Below are 14,958 nucleotides of genomic sequence, written 5' to 3'. Positions count from 1 at the left end.
GCTACTGACCGGTTGCCGGAGCCTTGGGCTCGCCCGCCATCATCAGGCTCAGCGCCTTCCCCCCTCCGTTCTCGAACCGCACCGGAACGCCCCAGTCCTGCCGGGTGATCCGGCACGCCGGGTGCTCGCCGCCGTCGTCGCAGCTCGCGGCCTGCGCCACTACCTGCAACACACCTTCGGTCGCTCCTTCGGCGAACTTGATCCGCCGGACGAGATCAGTTCCGACCCCGGCCCCGTCGGCGAGCAGCTCCGGCGGCGACGCGGTGATCTCCAGCCGCGTCGAGGGCCCGTAGCGCTCGTCGAGCTTCTCGCCCGGCGGCGGGGTGAAGACGACGGAAAACTCGATCTCGCCGGGAGCGAGCACGGTCGGCGGACGCCGCACGGCTTGCTTCGTGCCCGCGACGGCGGTCGCCTGCCCATTGCCCCCGAGCGGGGTAACCCGGTTGCCCGCCGATTCCACGACGTACAGCTCGCCGTCGTGGCGCACCAGGCCCTGCGGTTCGGCGAACCCGGTCGCCAGCGTCGTGACGTCGCGGGTGAACGGGTCGTAGCGGCGGATCGCGCCGTTGTAGGTGTCGGCGATCGCGACCCGGCCGTCGGGCAGCACGGCGAGGCCGAGCGGATGCTGCAGCAACGCCTGGTCGGCCGGGCCGTCGGCGTGCCCGAAGGTGAACAGGTCGGTACCGACCGCGGTGTGCACGGCGAACGACTCGCCCGCCGGTTCGATCCAGCGCAGGGCCGAGGTTTCCGCGTCGACGAGCCACAGTTTCTGGCCGTCCACGGCGAATCCGGAGGTCTGCGCGAAGAACGCTTCGTGCACGTCGCCGTCGCGCAGGCCCTCGACGGTGGTCCCGGCGAACCGGCGGATGGAGCCGGCGACCGGGTCGAACACGCTCAGCGTGTGGTTTCCGGCCATCGCGACCACGACGCCGCCCGCCGGGGCCCACCAGGCGACGTCCCACGGGCTGGTGAGGTCGATGTCCAGCGCCTTGCCGGTGTCGGTGCCGTCGCGCCACTGTTTCCCGGTCCCGGCAACGGTTTTTACCTCGCCGGTGTTGAGGTCGAGGCCGCGCAGCCGGTGCCCGGCGGTGTCCGCGACGACCGCGTGGTACCCGGCGCGCTCGGCGACCTCGTTGGGCAGCAAGGCGATTCCGGCCGGTTCGGCGAACTGGGCCAGGTCGAACGGCCCGTCCTGCGTCCCGCGCACGCCGCTGCCGAAGCGGCGGATGACGGTCTCGCCGTCCGAGGCGAACTCGACGATGGAGTGGTGCCCGGTGTCGGCCACCAGGATCCGCCCGCCCGCGGTGACCACGGCCTTGCTGGGGAAACGCAGTTCCGTGCGCTGTTCCTCGACCGGTACGTACGGGCTGCCGCCGCGGCGGAGGGTGCCCTTCGCCTCGTGTTTGGCGACGAGGTCGGCGATCACTCGGCGTAGCGCCTCGCCGTGGCCCTCACCAGCCGCGACGTGCACGACGTAGCCCTCGGGGTCGACGACGACCAGCGTCGGCCAGGCTCGCACGGCGTACTGCGACCAGAGTTCCATCTTCGGGTCGTTGACCACCGGATGCTGCACCTCGTACCGGCGCACCGCGGCCTCGATCGACGTGCGCTCGCCCTCGCGGCTGAACTTCGGCGAGTGCACCCCTACGGTGACCAGGACGTCGGCGAATTCCTGTTCCAGCGGACGCAGTTCGTCGAGCACGTGCAGGCAGTTGATGCAGCCGCTGGTCCAGAAATCCAGCAGCACCACGCGTCCGCGCAGTTGCGCCAGGGACAACCGGCGGCCACCCGTGTTGAGCCAGACGTCGCCGGTCAGCTCGGGCGCGCGCACGCGGGCTTGCCGGGCTTGCGGTGAGGAAGTCACGGGAGGAGTGAACTACATCCGGTCACGCAGTGTTCCGCCAACCACGGCTGGAGAGAAGAACCTCACCCCGGCGAGGGAGCTCATTCCGGCGAAAAAGGACGCGCGGACGCGGCCCGGCGCTACGTACGCTTCGGGCATGACAAACGTTCAGCCGGCCGAAGCCTTCACCGTGGAGGAGGCCCGCGTCCTGCAGCAGAATCTCGGCGAGCCCTTGCGGCCTGGCCTCACGCCCGCCGAACTGAGCGACGTCGAAGACCAGTTCGGGTTCACGTTCTCCGACGACCACCGGATTTTCCTCACCGCGGGCGTGCCGGTCGGCGACCGCTGGCCGGACTGGCGCCACGGCGACCCGGACCAGCTGCGCAAACGCCTGGACTGGCCGGTCGACGGCGTCCTGTACGACGTGGAGAACAACGACCTGTGGCTTCCCGAATGGGGCGCCCGGCCGCGGTCGATGTGCAACGCGCTGGCGGTCGCCCGCCGACATCTGGCGACGGTGCCGCAGCTCGTGCCGGTGTGCGGGCACCGGTACCTGCCCGCGACGCCAGGGGAATCCGGGTATCCGGTGCTGTCGGTCTACCAGACCGACGTGGTTTATTACGGCTGGGACCTGCGCAGCTACCTGCGGCACGAGTTCGGCGGGGAACCGCTGGGGGAGGAACCCGCGAACGTCCGGGTCGTGGAGTTCTGGTCGCGGTTCGTGGAGTGAGTGGTGTCTTTGGCGCCGGCTCCGCCGGCGCGGCGGGATCGCTGTGTTTGGTGGCGACGGCTCCGCCGTCGCGTGCGGGATCGCCTTTAAGTCGGCGGACGCGATCCCGCCGTTCGGGTCAAGTCGGCGTCAGGCCTGGTCTGACCAAAACCGGCCAAAGACCACCACCCAACCCGACCCGAACGCGGGATCGCGTCGGCGTCTGGCGGGAGCGGCGTGCACGGCCCCCGGGCCGGGTGCGTCGTTCCCGCCAGACGCCGACTTGAAGGCGATCCCGCCGCGACGGCGGAGCCGTCGCCAAAAATTCAAGACTCCCTCCGCAGCATCCGGCTGACGCCCGCCGCGACCGTGGTCGCGAGGATCCAGCCGGACGCGGTGAAGCCGGCCGCCACCCAGTTGTCCGCCCCGTGCATGTACCAGCGCGACTTGTTGCCGAAGTCGACGATCGGCACCAGCAGGTCGGCCGTGTAGATGACCGGGTTCCATTGCAGACCGGAGTCCTGCTGGTTGACCAGGCAGCGCGGCCCGCTGGTCATGTAGCGGCCGGTGCGGTCGTTGACGCAGTCGTCCTTGCCGAGGCCGAACCACAGGCTGCCGAGCACCAGCAGCGTGAACAGCCAGCCGAGCGCGCGCACCGGACGGAAGCCGTAGCCGACCATCGACCGCTGCAGCCAGCTCCACACGCGGACACCGGGGCCGAAGAACTTGAAGCCCTTGGCGAGCGCTTCGTAGCGGAACTGCTGCTTTCTCAGCGCGACGGTGGAGGCGTGCTCCTCGTTTCCGGCCGCGCGCAGGGTCGCGGCGAGCTGGTCGTACGGACCTGGGCGGTAGCCGCGCATTGCCTTGCGCAGCAGCTCGATCCGGTGGTCCAGCGCTTTGTCGTCGTCGAGGGCGATGCCGTGTTTCAAGGCGTCGTAACGGAAATCCTCGAGTTCGAGACCGTCGGTGGCGTTCCAGATCTCTTCGTTGTCGGCTAGCGCACCGCAATGCGCCCTGCGCAGCCGCACCGAGCCAGTCGGCGGTTCCGCCGGGGACAGGACGAACTCGTCCGCCGTGACGTCGCTGGCGTCGAGCGCGATCCCGTGCGGGGCAAGGGATCCCAGCTTCGCGCCGTGCATGTCGAGCCTGCGCGCGATCTGGGCGCCGTCGAGGTTCACGCCGCCCTCGGCCAGGAACGGCCGGTCCTTGTCCTCGGTCAGCACGAGGTCGCGGCCGATCCGCGCGGTGCGGATGTCGAGGGAGAAGCTGCTGGATTTCCGTTGCCCCGGCTCGGTCAGCAGCGTGCCGAACATGTTTACCGAGCCGCCGATTTCCGCGCCTTGGAGCCGCAGCGTGCCCTTCAGGGTGGCGTCGGTCAGCTGGAAATTGCCGGAAATCTTGGCTCTCCGTGCGGAAAACACGTCCCGTCCCGGATGGAGGAACATCGAATTCCAGGCGAGGAAGTTGCCGCCGACGGTGATGTCCGCGAGCCGGAGCTGCCCAATCGGCACGCGGAGGTTGGTCGCTTCGATGTCGCCGCCGATCGTGGACCCGTCGAGATGCAGCGCCCGGTCGTAATACGGCGTCGCGCGGCCGCGCACCATGGTGATTTCCGCACCCGCGAGCCTCAATGACCCGCCGATGCGCGCGTTGACCATGCGGAGCGTGCCGAACGCCCGCAGCCCGTCGGACAATTCGAGATTGCCGTCGACCTTCAGCCGATCCGCGACCAACGCCGGCCGCGGATCGAGGTACGGATCCCCGGATTTCCAGGCGTCCACGACGACCGGCCCGCGCTGGTCGACTTGAAGCCGCGCCTCGCGCAGGACGATGTCACTGTCCACAGTGGCGCTTGGAAGGTAGAGAACCCCCTTGGCGGAGAACCGTTTCCGCTCGCTGGCCGGACCGTAGTTGTCGACCTCGCACAGCAAGCTGCCGCCGATGTGCAACCCGTTCCCGTTGAACGCGAAGCCATCCGGATTGTCGAACGTGGCCCCGGAGAAGTTGACGTTACCGCCGGTCCGCATGCCCGGCAGCCGCACCTCGCCCTCGGCGACCATCCGATAAGCCAGCAGGGCCCCGGTAATCACCAGGCGGTCGCCTTGAATAGCCTTGCCGTGCGGATGCTTGATCGTGGTCCTGGTGAGCACGACCGACCCGTCGATCACCGCGTCGGTGAGATTGACCGCGGCGTTGGGCATGCCGCGCTCGCGATCGTCCCCGCGCTGCACCGTGGTGGTCTCCAGCTCGAACCCGTCCGCGGCGATTTCCACGACGCTGCGAATCAGGCGCAGGTCATTCCGGCTGCGCAGATTTCGAGCCCGCAGACCGGGAAGCCAGCATTTCCGGAAAACGAGCCCGAGAAGAGTCGCCTCGCGCACGTCCGGCGGATGCTCGAACCGGCACCGCTCGAATTGGAAAAGGAAATTGAGATCGGCGGCGCGCAGATCGAGCGTACCGGTGATATAGGCGTCCTCGACCAGCACGATCGGCGCGTTGGTGGCCTGCCGTCTCCAGCGAAGGATGCCGGTGGTGCCAGGTTTGAGCAGGTCCGCGGCCTTCACCTCATACCGCTTGTCGGGAACCCCGGCAAACGGATCAAGCGGCGGCAAGGTCGTATCGGTCGGCACGAGCCCCTTCTCCCCACGATCGTTCGGTCCTCAGGGAATCGGATCAACGGCGGATGAGCAAGGGGCCGGGTGGAGTAGTGGGTGGTAGCGGTTACTTAGTGCTTGCGGGTGACTACTGAAGTGCTCCATTGGCCGAGCGATCTTGCGAGAACCACCTTCCCGGGCGGCGCGTGCCTGCTATGGTCACGTGCCGAAGCTGATCAAGAACAGAGGGTAGGCCGCACCCGGGAACCGCGGCCCGTGCGGGGAGGCACGACATGCCAGACGGAAGCACCAGGGACCCCCAGGCTGTCCTCAAGGACGCCCTCGCGCCGACCCAGCCGTTACCACCGGGCAGCCCGCCCCTGCCGTTGGGCGCGACCGGGCAGACGGCCACGACCGGCCAGCGCCTGGACTACACGACGCTGGGCGCCAACCAGGCGAAAGCGGACTTCGCGGCCGCGGCGGGCAATGGCGGCTGGACTTTCAATCCCGAGGCGATGGACAAGGTCATCCAGGAGTTGGAAGACAGCCTGGACGGCGACTTTCGCAAGGCGCAGAACCACGGCCAGATGATGGCCCTCATGACGCCTCCGGGCGGGGAGCACGTAAGCACGAACTATGTGTCAACGGCTGTGAAAACCGTGGTCGCGCACAACGAGTTCGTCAAGGGCGCGGTGGACTACGTCACGTCGTACCTCGAGACGCTGAAAAAGGTGCGCACCGCCTACGTAAATCAGGACCACGCTGCTATGGACGACCTACGGAAGACTGGGACCCTGCCTGATGAACACCGCTAAAGCAACCATTCCGGTCATCGTCGGCACCGCGGCGGCGCTCCTGCTCTCGGCCTGCAACAGCAATCCTGGCTCCCCAGCCCCCGCGTCGCCCCCCTCTTCCGGCACCGCCAACAGCAGCGCCAGTGCTCCGCCGAAGGTCGCGGACCCGATTACGAACACCTCAGCAGCGGAGAAGGACCCCTGTTCCGCACTGCCGACCAGCGAGGTCGAGAAACTCGGCGGCAAGGTGCGCACGACAGCGGTGGACACGACGCCCGTCGGCATCACCTGCGGCTGGATCTTCGCCGACGGAACTGGTTCAGTCAACGGAGGGCTCGCCAGCGGCGCGAACGGGCTGCAAGGCCTCTATCAGCGAAACGCTGTAGGCGGGCTGAAGAAATTCGAGGTCCAGCCGGCCATCCAGGGCTACCCCGCGGTCGTATACGACATCGGCCTGAACGGCGATGGCGCTTGTGCGCTCGCGGTCGGGATCAACGACCGGTTGGCCTATGCCGTCAACACGCAGTTGCGGCCCGGGAATCCGAACGTCGCCGATCCGTGCGCGCTGGCGACCAAGCTCGCGTCCGCGGCTATCACCAGTCTCAAGGCGAAATGACATGGCTTACACCGGTGCAGACATCTACAAGCTGATGCACAGTCCGGGCGACACGTCGAGCCTCGACAACAGCCGCACTGCCGCCGAAGAACTCAAAGGCGTGCACGAGAACCTCGGCAAAATGCTGGCCAACAGCCAGAAGGCACTTGATTCTTTCTGGAAGGGGACTGCCGCCGACGGTGCCAAGCAGGGCTTGAACCCTCTCATTCAGGCCTCTCAAATCGCGGCGCAAAACCTCGACCGAACCCAGCAGTCGATGGCCGACCAGTCGGCGTCCTTCACTACGACGAAGAACTCAGTACGCCCGGTCGCGGACTCGCGCCCAGACGATCAAAAATTAAGCGATTACGTTTCACTCGGCGCTAGCGACGACGAAAAAGCGGCCGCTCAGTTCGATTACGACACAAAGATCAACGTCGAGCAGTACACGAACTACGAGGTTTCCACAAATCCTCGTATCTCATTCCTTCCGGCCGGCTATCCGTCGGCGCACGACCCGAACGTTTCCGCGAGCGAAATCACCCCGACCGACTCCGGAACAGGACCTGCTACCGGGCGGATCGGTTCCGGAGTCGGTCACCATTCAGCGGGCGGTTCGTCTCACAACTACGGCGGCGGGCCGTCGAACAACTACAGCAACGGGCCCAGCACCTACTCCGCTCCTCCCGGGGCCGCTGGCATGCCGGCTCCTCCGCCGCCCGGGCACGGTGGGGTCGGGGCTCCTCCTGTGTCTCCGCCGAATGACAGCACTCGGGCGGCTTGGGCTGATCCCACTCCGCCGACTCCGCCGCCGACGTGGCAGCCTCCGGCTACGGTGCCGGGTGGCGGAAATCCTGGTGGGAATCCTGGCGGGATGAGCGGCGGGTTCGGGCCGGTCGGCGGGTTTGGCGGATTCGGGCCTACCAGCGGTGGCGGCGGCGGATTCGGCCCGGGCGGGTCCGGGTCCGGTGGCGCGGGCAGTGCGGGCGGCGGTGGTGCCGGACCGCGAGGTGTTGGCGGTGGTACTGGTGCCGGTGCGTTCGGCGAGGGTGCGGCTCGGCCTGGGATGGGCGGGGCTGGCGCCGCTGGGGCGAAAGGACAGCCCGGCATGGGCGGCATGGGTGGCGGCGGCAAGGGCGGCAAAGGGCCCGAGGACGAGGAACACCAGCGCAAGATCCTGCTGGCCGAAGAGGACCCGGATTCGATTTTCGGGGGTTACGACGGCAATCGGCCGACGCCGCCGGTTATCGGGGCTTAGCGGAATGGCCAAGGGGGAGGGAAAGCGGTGCTGCGCAAGCCCGTTGAGCTGAGCCTGCAGACTTTCGAGGTGCTGCTGGAAAGGCTGAATCTCGGCGACATTCACCCGACGCTGGTTCGCGGCGCTTTGTGGTACTCGCCGGAGGAGCGGCGGCAGCTGGCGGCCGACACGGATCGCGAGTTGCACAATGTCGGGCTGATGCAGCGTGGCCGGCTTAGCGACGAATTCGTTGAGACAATGCATTTGCTGCAGCGTCCGGGCGTCGAGTACTACTCGTGGGTCAAATCGGAGCGTGGCGAGCGGACGGTGCGTGCCGCGGCGAGTGGGCGGGACGCGGCGACTGTGGTTGCGGTGAACCAGAAGCTGTATATCGCGCCGTGTTCGGCGGATACGTTGGTTCGCGAGTTCATCGGGCTGCTGCCGGAGGCTCCGGCCGCGCGGGTTCTGTCGCTTAACTGTTCCGACGAGGATCTGAACCTGGTCAAAAGCGGGCAGAACACGGGACGGACCAGTCCGAGTATTCGCGACGCCAAGCAGGTGCTGCAGTGGCTCGAGAAGCCGCACACGTACTTCGGGCGGCTGTACGTCGCGGTCCGGGACAGCCGGGGGAAGCGGCGGCGCAACGAGAATCCGCCGGGATGGGCGGATATGGAGGAGGGGCGGATTCTGTTCGGGGTGGACAAGTCCGGATGGATCAGCTTGGCCGGGGCGGGGCCGCAGGAGATGGCGAAGAAGGTGCAGCAGCTGGAGAACGAGCTGCGGCGTTAGAAAGGGCCGCCCGGAGATAACTCCGGGCGGCCCCAGCAAAAACTCAAGCGTTCGGGTTCAGCACCCGGGCCAAAAACGCCTTCGTCCGTTCATGCTTCGGGTCCCCGATAACCTCTTCCGGAGACCCGGACTCCACGACAACCCCGCCGTCCATGAAGAAGACCTTGTCGGCCACTTCGCGGGCGAACTGCATTTCGTGGGTTACCACGACCATCGTCATGCCGTCCTTGGCCAGTTGGCGCATGACGCCCAAAACATCCCCGACCAACTCCGGGTCCAAAGCGGACGTCGGCTCGTCGAAGAGCATCAGCTTCGGCTGCATCGCCAGCGCTCGCGCGATGGCCACCCGTTGCTGCTGGCCGCCGGAAAGCTGACCGGGGTAGGAACGGGCCTTGTCCGCCAGACCGACTCGGTCCAGCAGTTCCAGAGCCCGTTCCCGGACCTGGCCCCGAGGCTCCCGGCGGACCTGGATCGGGGCTTCCATGACGTTTTCCAAAGCCGTCATGTGCGGGAACAAATTGAATCGCTGGAACACCATGCCGATGTTCTTGCGCTGCTCGGCGATTTCCTTGTCCCGCAGCTCGTGCAAGCGGCCGCCGCGTTCGCGATAGCCGACCAGCACCCCGTCGACATAAAGCCGGCCCGCGTCGATTTTCTCCAGGTGGTTGATGCAGCGCAGCAGGGTGGACTTGCCGGAACCGGACGGGCCGATCAGGCAGAGCACCTCTCGCTCCTGCACTTCCAGGTCGATGCCCTTCAGCACGTCGAGCGAGCCGAAGCTCTTGCACACCTTCTGTGCGGAAACAACGGGAGTCATCGCGAAGCACCCCCGCTCCCGGCACCGCCGCGGCCGAAGCGGTAGCCCAGCATTCGCGCTCCCCACCTGTTCTTCTGCGCGATCGCCCGGGAGGTGCCCCTGGCGAAATACCGCTCGATGTAAAACTGCACGACCGTCAGCACCGACGTCATGAACAGATACCACGTCGCCGCCACGATCAGCAGCGGAACCGTTTTGTAGTTCTGCGAATAAATCGTCTGCGCCGACACCATCAGCTCGAAGTACCCGATGACGACGACCAGCGACGTGGTCTTCAACATCGAAATGGTCTCGTTGCCGGTGGGCGGGATGATCACCCGCATCGCCTGCGGCAGGATGATCCGGCGCAGCGTCTTGCCCCGGCTCATGCCCAGCGCGGACGACGCTTCCAGCTGGCCGCTGTCCACGGACTGAATACCGCCGCGGACGATTTCCGCCATGTACGCCGCTTCGTTCAGGCCCAGGCCGAGCAACGACGCGACGAATTGGGTGATCAGCGTGTTCGTGTCCCAGCTGATGAAGGTCGGCCCGAACGGAATGCCCAGGCCGATCCTCGAATACGCCAGCGCCAGGAAGTTCCAGATCACCAGCTGAGTGATCAACGGCGTGCCGCGGAACAGCCAGATGTACACCGACGCCGCACCCGACATCAGCGGGTTCGGCGACAGCCGCATCACCGCGAGCAGCACGCCGCCGACGATGCCGATGATCATCGAGATCACCGTGAGCAGCAACGTGTTCCGCACGCCGTTGAGAATCCGGTTGTCGAAGAGGTACTCGCCGACGACCGGCCACTGCAACGCGGAATTCGTGACGACGCTGCGGATCACGATGAACGCGACGAACACGATGATCACGCCGGCGATCCAGCGTCCGTAATGCCGGACCGGGACCGCCTTGATCGGGGTGGTGTCGACCTCCTGCCAGGAATCGGCGGGGCCGGGGGAAGTGGACACGAGTGACTACGTCCTCAGTTTCTTCAGGAAGCGGACGGGTTGATCTCCGACTTGGTGATGGCGCCGGAACCGGACAGACCCCACTTGTCCAGGATCTTCTTGTAGATTCCGGTGTCGATGAGCTTCTGCACCGCGCCCTGCACCGCCTTGGCGAAGTCGCCGCTGCCCTTCGGCAGCACGATCCCGTACGGCGCGGTGTCGTACGGCGCGCCCGCGGACTCCAGCTGGCCGCCGGTCTGCTTCACCGCGTAGTCGATCACCGGCGAGTCGGCCAGTTCGGCCTGCACGCGCTTCGCGGTCAGTGCCAGGTTCACGTCGGTCTGCGCCTGGAACTGCGTGATGTTGATCGGCTGCTTGCCCGCCTTGGTGCACGCGGTGTTGCGCTTGCCGAGGTCGTCGACCTGCGTGGTGCCCTTCTGCACGGCCACATTCTTACCGCACAGGTCGTCCACCGACAGTTTGTCCGGATTGCCCTTGAGCACCGCGAGCGAGGTGCCCGCGCTGTAGTACGAGATCATGTCGACGGTCTGCATCCGCTCGGCGTTGATCGTGAACGACGAGATGCCCATTTCGTACTTCTTCGCCGAAATACCGGGAATGATGCCGTCGAACGCCGAGTTCTGGAACTCCGTCTGCACGCCGAGCACCTGGCCGACCGCGGTGGCGAGGTCGACGTCGAAGCCGGTCGCCTTGCCGTTCTCGACGAATTCGTTCGGCGGGTAGGTCTGGTCCTGGCCGATCACGATCTTGCCGTCGGCCTTGATCTCGGCGGGCACCTGCGCGGCCAGTGCCGCGTCCTTCTGCGCGGTCGGCGCGCTTTCCGTGCCGCCGGGAGCCTGGCTGGAACCCGCGTCGGTGCCGCCAGAGCCGTTGCCGCCCGCGCCGCACGCCATCGTCATGCCGACCAGCGCGAAAGCGGGGAGAAGGGCGAGTGCCTTCACTTGCTGTCCTCGGGCCACTTCGTCACTCCTCGTAGTTCTCAAGGGCTGAGAGCTGGCATATTGCCACTCGTAAGCGGGTATGCACAGCACTGATGCGTCACGGGGAAGTTTCGCACAAGACTTGCCGGAAGACGGGTGTCCCGGCCGCCGCGCACGGTAAGTCAGGATGTCCCCCATGAACAGCAACCCCGGACCCCGGCTGCCGCCAGCCGGTCGACGTGCGCGAACGGTGAACGGCCGCCGCACGGCCCGGCCCGGCGCGCAGTTCGACGGATACCTCGCCCCGGAGCGTCCGCACGCCGGCGCGTACGACGAGATGTTCGCGCCCGACGGCACGGTCCGCGCTCCGTACCGCGCGCTGTACGGCTCGCTCGCCGCGCTCGACGCCAGCGACCTCACCAACCGCTCGCAGGCGCTGGACCGGGCGATGGTGGACCAGGGGATCACGTTCTCGCTGTCCGGCCAGGAGCGGCCGTTCCCGCTCGACCTCGTGCCCCGCGTCATCCAGGCGACCGAATGGTCCCGGCTCGAACGCGGCGTGACCCAGCGGGTCCGCGCGCTGGAGGCGTTCCTCGCCGACGTCTACGGCGACCGGCAGATCCTGCGCGACGGCGTGCTCCCGCGCAGGCTGATCACCTCGTGCGAGCACTTCCACCGCGAGGCGTACGGGATCAAACCGCCCAACGGCGTGCGGATCCACGTGTCCGGAGTGGACCTCGTGCGCGACGAAGAGGGCACCTTTCGCGTACTGGAGGACAATCTCCGCAACCCCTCCGGCGTGTCGTACGTGATGGAGAACCGCCGCACGATGGCGCGCGTGTTCCCGGACCTGTTCGCGCGACACCGGGTCCGGCCGGTCGGTGACTACGCGTCACATCTGCTTCGCGCACTGCGAGCGGCGGCCGCGCCGAACGTCGCCGACCCGATGGTCGTCGTGCTCACCCCGGGCGTCTACAACTCGGCGTACTTCGAGCATTCGCTGCTCGCCCGGCTGATGGGCGTGGAGCTGGTCGAGGGCCGCGACATGTTCTGCCGCGACAACGTGGTCTACCTGCGCACCACGGAGGGCGAACGCCAGGTCGACGTGATCTACCGGCGGATCGACGACGAATTCCTCGACCCGGTGCACCACCGGCCGGATTCGGTGCTCGGCGTCGCCGGGATCCTCAACGCCGCCCGCGCGGGCAACGTCGTGGTGGCGAACGCGGTCGGCAACGGCGTCGGCGACGACAAGCTCGTCTACACCTACGTGCCGGAAATGGTGCGCTACTACCTGAACGAGAAACCCATCCTGCCCAATGTGGACACCTTCCGCTGCTGGCTGCCCGACGAGTTCGACCACGTCATGCAGCACGCCGACGAATTGGTGATCAAACCCGTCGAGGGTTCCGGCGGGTACGGCATCGTCTTCGGGCCGGAAGCGTCCAAAAAGGAACTCGACGCGTTGCGCCGCAAGGTGCGCGCGAACCGGCGCGGCTGGATCGCGCAGCCGGTGGTGCAGCTGTCGACCGTTCCGTCCAAGGTGGACGATCGGCTCGCGCCGCGGCATGTGGACCTGCGGCCGTTCGCGGTCAACGACGGGAAGGACATTTTCGTGCTGCCCGGCGGGTTGACCCGGGTCGCGCTGCCCGAGGGCAGTCTCGTGGTGAACTCGTCGCAGGGCGGCGGTTCGAAGGACACCTGGGTGCTCGCTTCGCGGTCCTCGACGTCGGAGCAGGAACTCGACCGGCCCGCGCTCGGCGAGGTGTCCGTTGTGGACGGTGTGGCCGCGGAACAGGGTCCGGAGCTGTCCACGTCGCAGCAGCAACAACAGCAACAGCAGAGCTGAGGGAGGGAAATCCATGATGCTGGCCCGCAACGCGGAGTCGCTGTACTGGATCGGCCGTTACGTCGAACGCGCCGACGACACCTCCCGCATCCTCAACGTCTCGGTGCATCAGCTGCTGGAAGACGCGAGCGTCGATCCGGACCACGTCAGCCGTCAGCTGCTCGCCGTGCTCGGCATTCCGTTCGACGCGGGCGACGCGCTCGACGTGTGGAAGCTGACCGAACTGGTCGCTTACGCGAAGGACAATCCGTCGTCCATCGTCGGCTCGATCAACTCCGCCCGCGAGAATACCCGCGGCGCACGCGAGGTCGTTTCGACCGAACTGTGGGAATGCCTGAACGCGACGTGGAACGCGGTGCCGGACCGGCAGCGGTACGCCCGCCGCGCCGGACCGCACGCGTTTCTGTCCTTTGTGGAGGAGCGCGCGGCGATGTTCGCCGGGCTCGCCGATTCCACGATGAGCCGCGACGACGGCTGGTTGTTCCTGGTGCTCGGCCGATCGGTCGAACGCGCGGACATGGTGGTGCGGCTGCTGCTTTCGCGGGTGTCCGACCGCGCTTCGTCGCCAGGCTGGATGACCGTCCTTCGCTCAGCGGGCGCGCAGGACACCTACCTGCGCACCAACCGCGGCGCACTTGACGCGGCACGCGTCGTGCAATTCCTGCTGAGGGACACGCTTTTCCCGCGTTCGGTGTTCCACGCGCTGCGTCAGGCAGAGGATTGTTTACGCCAGCTCGATCCGGGAATCAACGCTCGGGGCAACGAAAAGTCCGAGGCCGTCCGGCTGCTCGGCCGGGCCCGCAGCGAGCTGGAATTCCTCCACCCCGCGGCACTGCTGGACGACCTGCCGCGGCGGCTGCGCGGGCTGCAGGAAGCGATCAAGGAAGTCGGGGAAGCAGTGTCCATTCAGTACTTCCACACGTCGCCGTGGGTGGCGTGGAGCGGTGCGGAGGTGTCCCTGTGAGCTGGCAATTGCGGGTGACGCACCGGACCGGCTACCGGTACGCGACGCCGGCCACCCAGTCGTACAACGAAGCGCGGCTCACCCCGCGTTCGGACCGGCGGCAGACCACTTTGGCCACTCGCATCGAAACGTCGCCGGCCACCCGGGCCTATCGTTACACCGATTACTGGGGCACCGACGTCACGTCGTTCGACCTGCATGCGCCGCACACCGAGTTCACCGTGCTCGCGACTTCCGTGGTGGAAACCGCCGACGAAGCGGAACCGGTGCGTTCGGCGACGTGGAAGGACCTGCAGAGCGAGTCCGTCCGCGATCAGCGCACGGAGTTTTTGACCCCGACTCCGTACACGCCGAACGACCAGGAACTGTCCAAACAGGCCCGTGCGCTGCGCAAAGGACTGGACCCAGCGGACGCGGTGCTCGCGATCTGCGGCTGGGTGAACGAGCAGTTGAAATACCAGCCCGGGACCACTGGAGTACACAGCACAGCGACCGACGCGTGGCGGGCGCGCGAGGGGGTGTGTCAGGACTTCGCGCACGTGTCGCTGGTGATGCTGCGAGCGATCGGCATCCCGGCGCGGTACTGCTCGGGATACCTGCACACCAAGCCGGAGGCCAAACTCGGCGAGAAGGTAGAGGGCGAAAGCCACGCCTGGGTCGACGTCTGGACCGGCGGCTGGTGGGCGCACGACCCAACGAACGCGATCCCGGTCGGACCGCGGCACGTGTGGGTCGCGACTGGACGCGATTACGCGGATGTGGCTCCGTTGAAGGGGATCTTCACTGGGGCTAGTCAGTCCACTTTGGATGTTTCAGTGGAATTAACCCGAATGGCGTAGTCAACCCTTGTAGCGCCTTTCCCGTGTCCGGCGACTCTTCGCGCATACCAAT

13 protein-coding genes are annotated in these 14,958 nt (G+C 67.0%); 8 read left to right on the top strand and 5 right to left on the bottom strand.

The window, feature by feature from the left end; translation table 11 throughout:
• Position 1 precedes the first annotated feature (1 nt).
• Positions 2 to 1,831 carry a thioredoxin-like domain-containing protein gene (locus F9C12_RS24570; RefSeq protein WP_409467065.1) on the bottom strand — a complete coding sequence of 610 codons (1,830 nt, stop codon included), beginning with the start codon at positions 1,829 to 1,831 and terminating at the stop codon, positions 2 to 4.
• 169 nt (positions 1,832 to 2,000) lie between these two features.
• Between F9C12_RS24570 and F9C12_RS24565 the strand changes: the two genes are divergently transcribed.
• Positions 2,001 to 2,573 (top strand): hypothetical protein, encoded by a 573-nt coding sequence (locus tag F9C12_RS24565; protein WP_409184189.1) that lies wholly within the window; start codon positions 2,001 to 2,003, stop codon positions 2,571 to 2,573.
• A 305-nt stretch (positions 2,574 to 2,878) separates the two neighbouring features.
• On the opposite strand, the gene F9C12_RS24560 is transcribed toward F9C12_RS24565, so the two are convergent.
• Complete coding sequence (locus F9C12_RS24560; RefSeq protein WP_409184188.1) at positions 2,879 to 5,182, bottom strand: oxidoreductase; 2,304 nt, start codon at positions 5,180 to 5,182, stop codon at positions 2,879 to 2,881.
• A 257-nt stretch (positions 5,183 to 5,439) separates the two neighbouring features.
• Here F9C12_RS24560 and F9C12_RS24555 point away from each other — a divergent pair, with 257 nt between their 5' ends.
• Genes F9C12_RS24555 through F9C12_RS24540 form a run of 4 tightly spaced genes read left to right on the top strand, consistent with a single transcriptional unit; the run spans position 5,440 to position 8,561 of the window.
• Positions 5,440 to 5,961: a hypothetical protein gene (locus tag F9C12_RS24555; protein WP_409184187.1), complete on the top strand. Its 522-nt coding sequence runs from the start codon at positions 5,440 to 5,442 to the stop codon at positions 5,959 to 5,961.
• The gene (locus tag F9C12_RS24550) at positions 5,948 to 6,556 is read left to right on the top strand and encodes a DUF3558 domain-containing protein (RefSeq protein WP_409461967.1); all 609 of its coding nucleotides are present in this window, start codon (positions 5,948 to 5,950) and stop codon (positions 6,554 to 6,556) included. The genes F9C12_RS24555 and F9C12_RS24550 overlap by 14 nt, the downstream gene beginning before the upstream one ends.
• A 1-nt stretch (position 6,557) precedes the next feature.
• Positions 6,558 to 7,793, top strand: a complete 1,236-nt coding sequence (locus F9C12_RS24545) for a hypothetical protein (protein WP_409461966.1) — start codon at positions 6,558 to 6,560, stop codon at positions 7,791 to 7,793.
• Between the two features lie 27 nt (positions 7,794 to 7,820).
• Positions 7,821 to 8,561, top strand: coding sequence for an ESX secretion-associated protein EspG (locus F9C12_RS24540; protein ID WP_409184184.1), 741 nt, complete (start codon positions 7,821 to 7,823; stop codon positions 8,559 to 8,561).
• A 43-nt stretch (positions 8,562 to 8,604) separates the two neighbouring features.
• Here F9C12_RS24540 and F9C12_RS24535 read toward each other — a convergent pair whose 3' ends face one another.
• Genes F9C12_RS24535 through F9C12_RS24525 form a run of 3 tightly spaced genes read right to left on the bottom strand, consistent with a single transcriptional unit; the run spans position 8,605 to position 11,233 of the window.
• Complete coding sequence (locus F9C12_RS24535) at positions 8,605 to 9,378, bottom strand: amino acid ABC transporter ATP-binding protein (RefSeq protein WP_409184183.1); 774 nt, start codon at positions 9,376 to 9,378, stop codon at positions 8,605 to 8,607.
• A complete protein-coding gene (locus F9C12_RS24530) occupies positions 9,375 to 10,334 on the bottom strand; it encodes an amino acid ABC transporter permease (RefSeq protein WP_409184182.1) in 960 nt (319 codons plus the stop codon). The genes F9C12_RS24535 and F9C12_RS24530 overlap by 4 nt, the downstream gene beginning before the upstream one ends.
• A gap of 23 nt (positions 10,335 to 10,357) precedes the next feature.
• Complete coding sequence (locus F9C12_RS24525) at positions 10,358 to 11,233, bottom strand: ABC transporter substrate-binding protein (protein WP_409186839.1); 876 nt, start codon at positions 11,231 to 11,233, stop codon at positions 10,358 to 10,360.
• Between the two features lie 208 nt (positions 11,234 to 11,441).
• Between F9C12_RS24525 and F9C12_RS24520 the strand changes: the two genes are divergently transcribed.
• Genes F9C12_RS24520 through F9C12_RS24510 form a run of 3 tightly spaced genes read left to right on the top strand, consistent with a single transcriptional unit; the run spans position 11,442 to position 14,906 of the window.
• Positions 11,442 to 13,103 carry a circularly permuted type 2 ATP-grasp protein gene (locus F9C12_RS24520; protein WP_409461965.1) on the top strand — a complete coding sequence of 554 codons (1,662 nt, stop codon included), beginning with the start codon at positions 11,442 to 11,444 and terminating at the stop codon, positions 13,101 to 13,103.
• Positions 13,104 to 13,119: 16 nt separating this feature from the next.
• The gene (locus F9C12_RS24515; protein ID WP_009085091.1) at positions 13,120 to 14,067 is read left to right on the top strand and encodes an alpha-E domain-containing protein; all 948 of its coding nucleotides are present in this window, start codon (positions 13,120 to 13,122) and stop codon (positions 14,065 to 14,067) included.
• Positions 14,064 to 14,906: a transglutaminase domain-containing protein gene (locus F9C12_RS24510; protein WP_409184180.1), complete on the top strand. Its 843-nt coding sequence runs from the start codon at positions 14,064 to 14,066 to the stop codon at positions 14,904 to 14,906. Before F9C12_RS24515 ends, F9C12_RS24510 begins: the two co-directional genes overlap by 4 nt.
• The last annotated feature ends 52 nt before the right edge of the window (positions 14,907 to 14,958 follow it).

This window comes from Amycolatopsis sp. GA6-003 (assembly GCF_046267895.1).
Taxonomy (GTDB): domain Bacteria; phylum Actinomycetota; class Actinomycetes; order Mycobacteriales; family Pseudonocardiaceae; genus Amycolatopsis.
This window is presented reverse-complemented; position numbering and strand designations above follow the sequence as displayed.

Bases quoted from the DNA above. Each gene is read 5' to 3' on its own strand.
- F9C12_RS24535 (WP_409184183.1), bottom strand. From the start codon at position 9,378: ATGACTCCCGTTGTTTCCGCACAGAAGGTGTGCAAGAGCTTCGGCTCG.
- F9C12_RS24515 (WP_009085091.1), top strand. From the start codon at position 13,120: ATGCTGGCCCGCAACGCGGAGTCGCTGTACTGGATCGGCCGTTACGTC.
- F9C12_RS24520 (WP_409461965.1), top strand. From the start codon at position 11,442: ATGTCCCCCATGAACAGCAACCCCGGACCCCGGCTGCCGCCAGCCGGT.
- F9C12_RS24565 (WP_409184189.1), top strand. From the start codon at position 2,001: ATGACAAACGTTCAGCCGGCCGAAGCCTTCACCGTGGAGGAGGCCCGC.
- F9C12_RS24555 (WP_409184187.1), top strand. From the start codon at position 5,440: ATGCCAGACGGAAGCACCAGGGACCCCCAGGCTGTCCTCAAGGACGCC.
- F9C12_RS24525 (WP_409186839.1), bottom strand. From the start codon at position 11,233: ATGACGATGGCGTGCGGCGCGGGCGGCAACGGCTCTGGCGGCACCGAC.
- F9C12_RS24550 (WP_409461967.1), top strand. From the start codon at position 5,948: ATGAACACCGCTAAAGCAACCATTCCGGTCATCGTCGGCACCGCGGCG.
- F9C12_RS24545 (WP_409461966.1), top strand. From the start codon at position 6,558: ATGGCTTACACCGGTGCAGACATCTACAAGCTGATGCACAGTCCGGGC.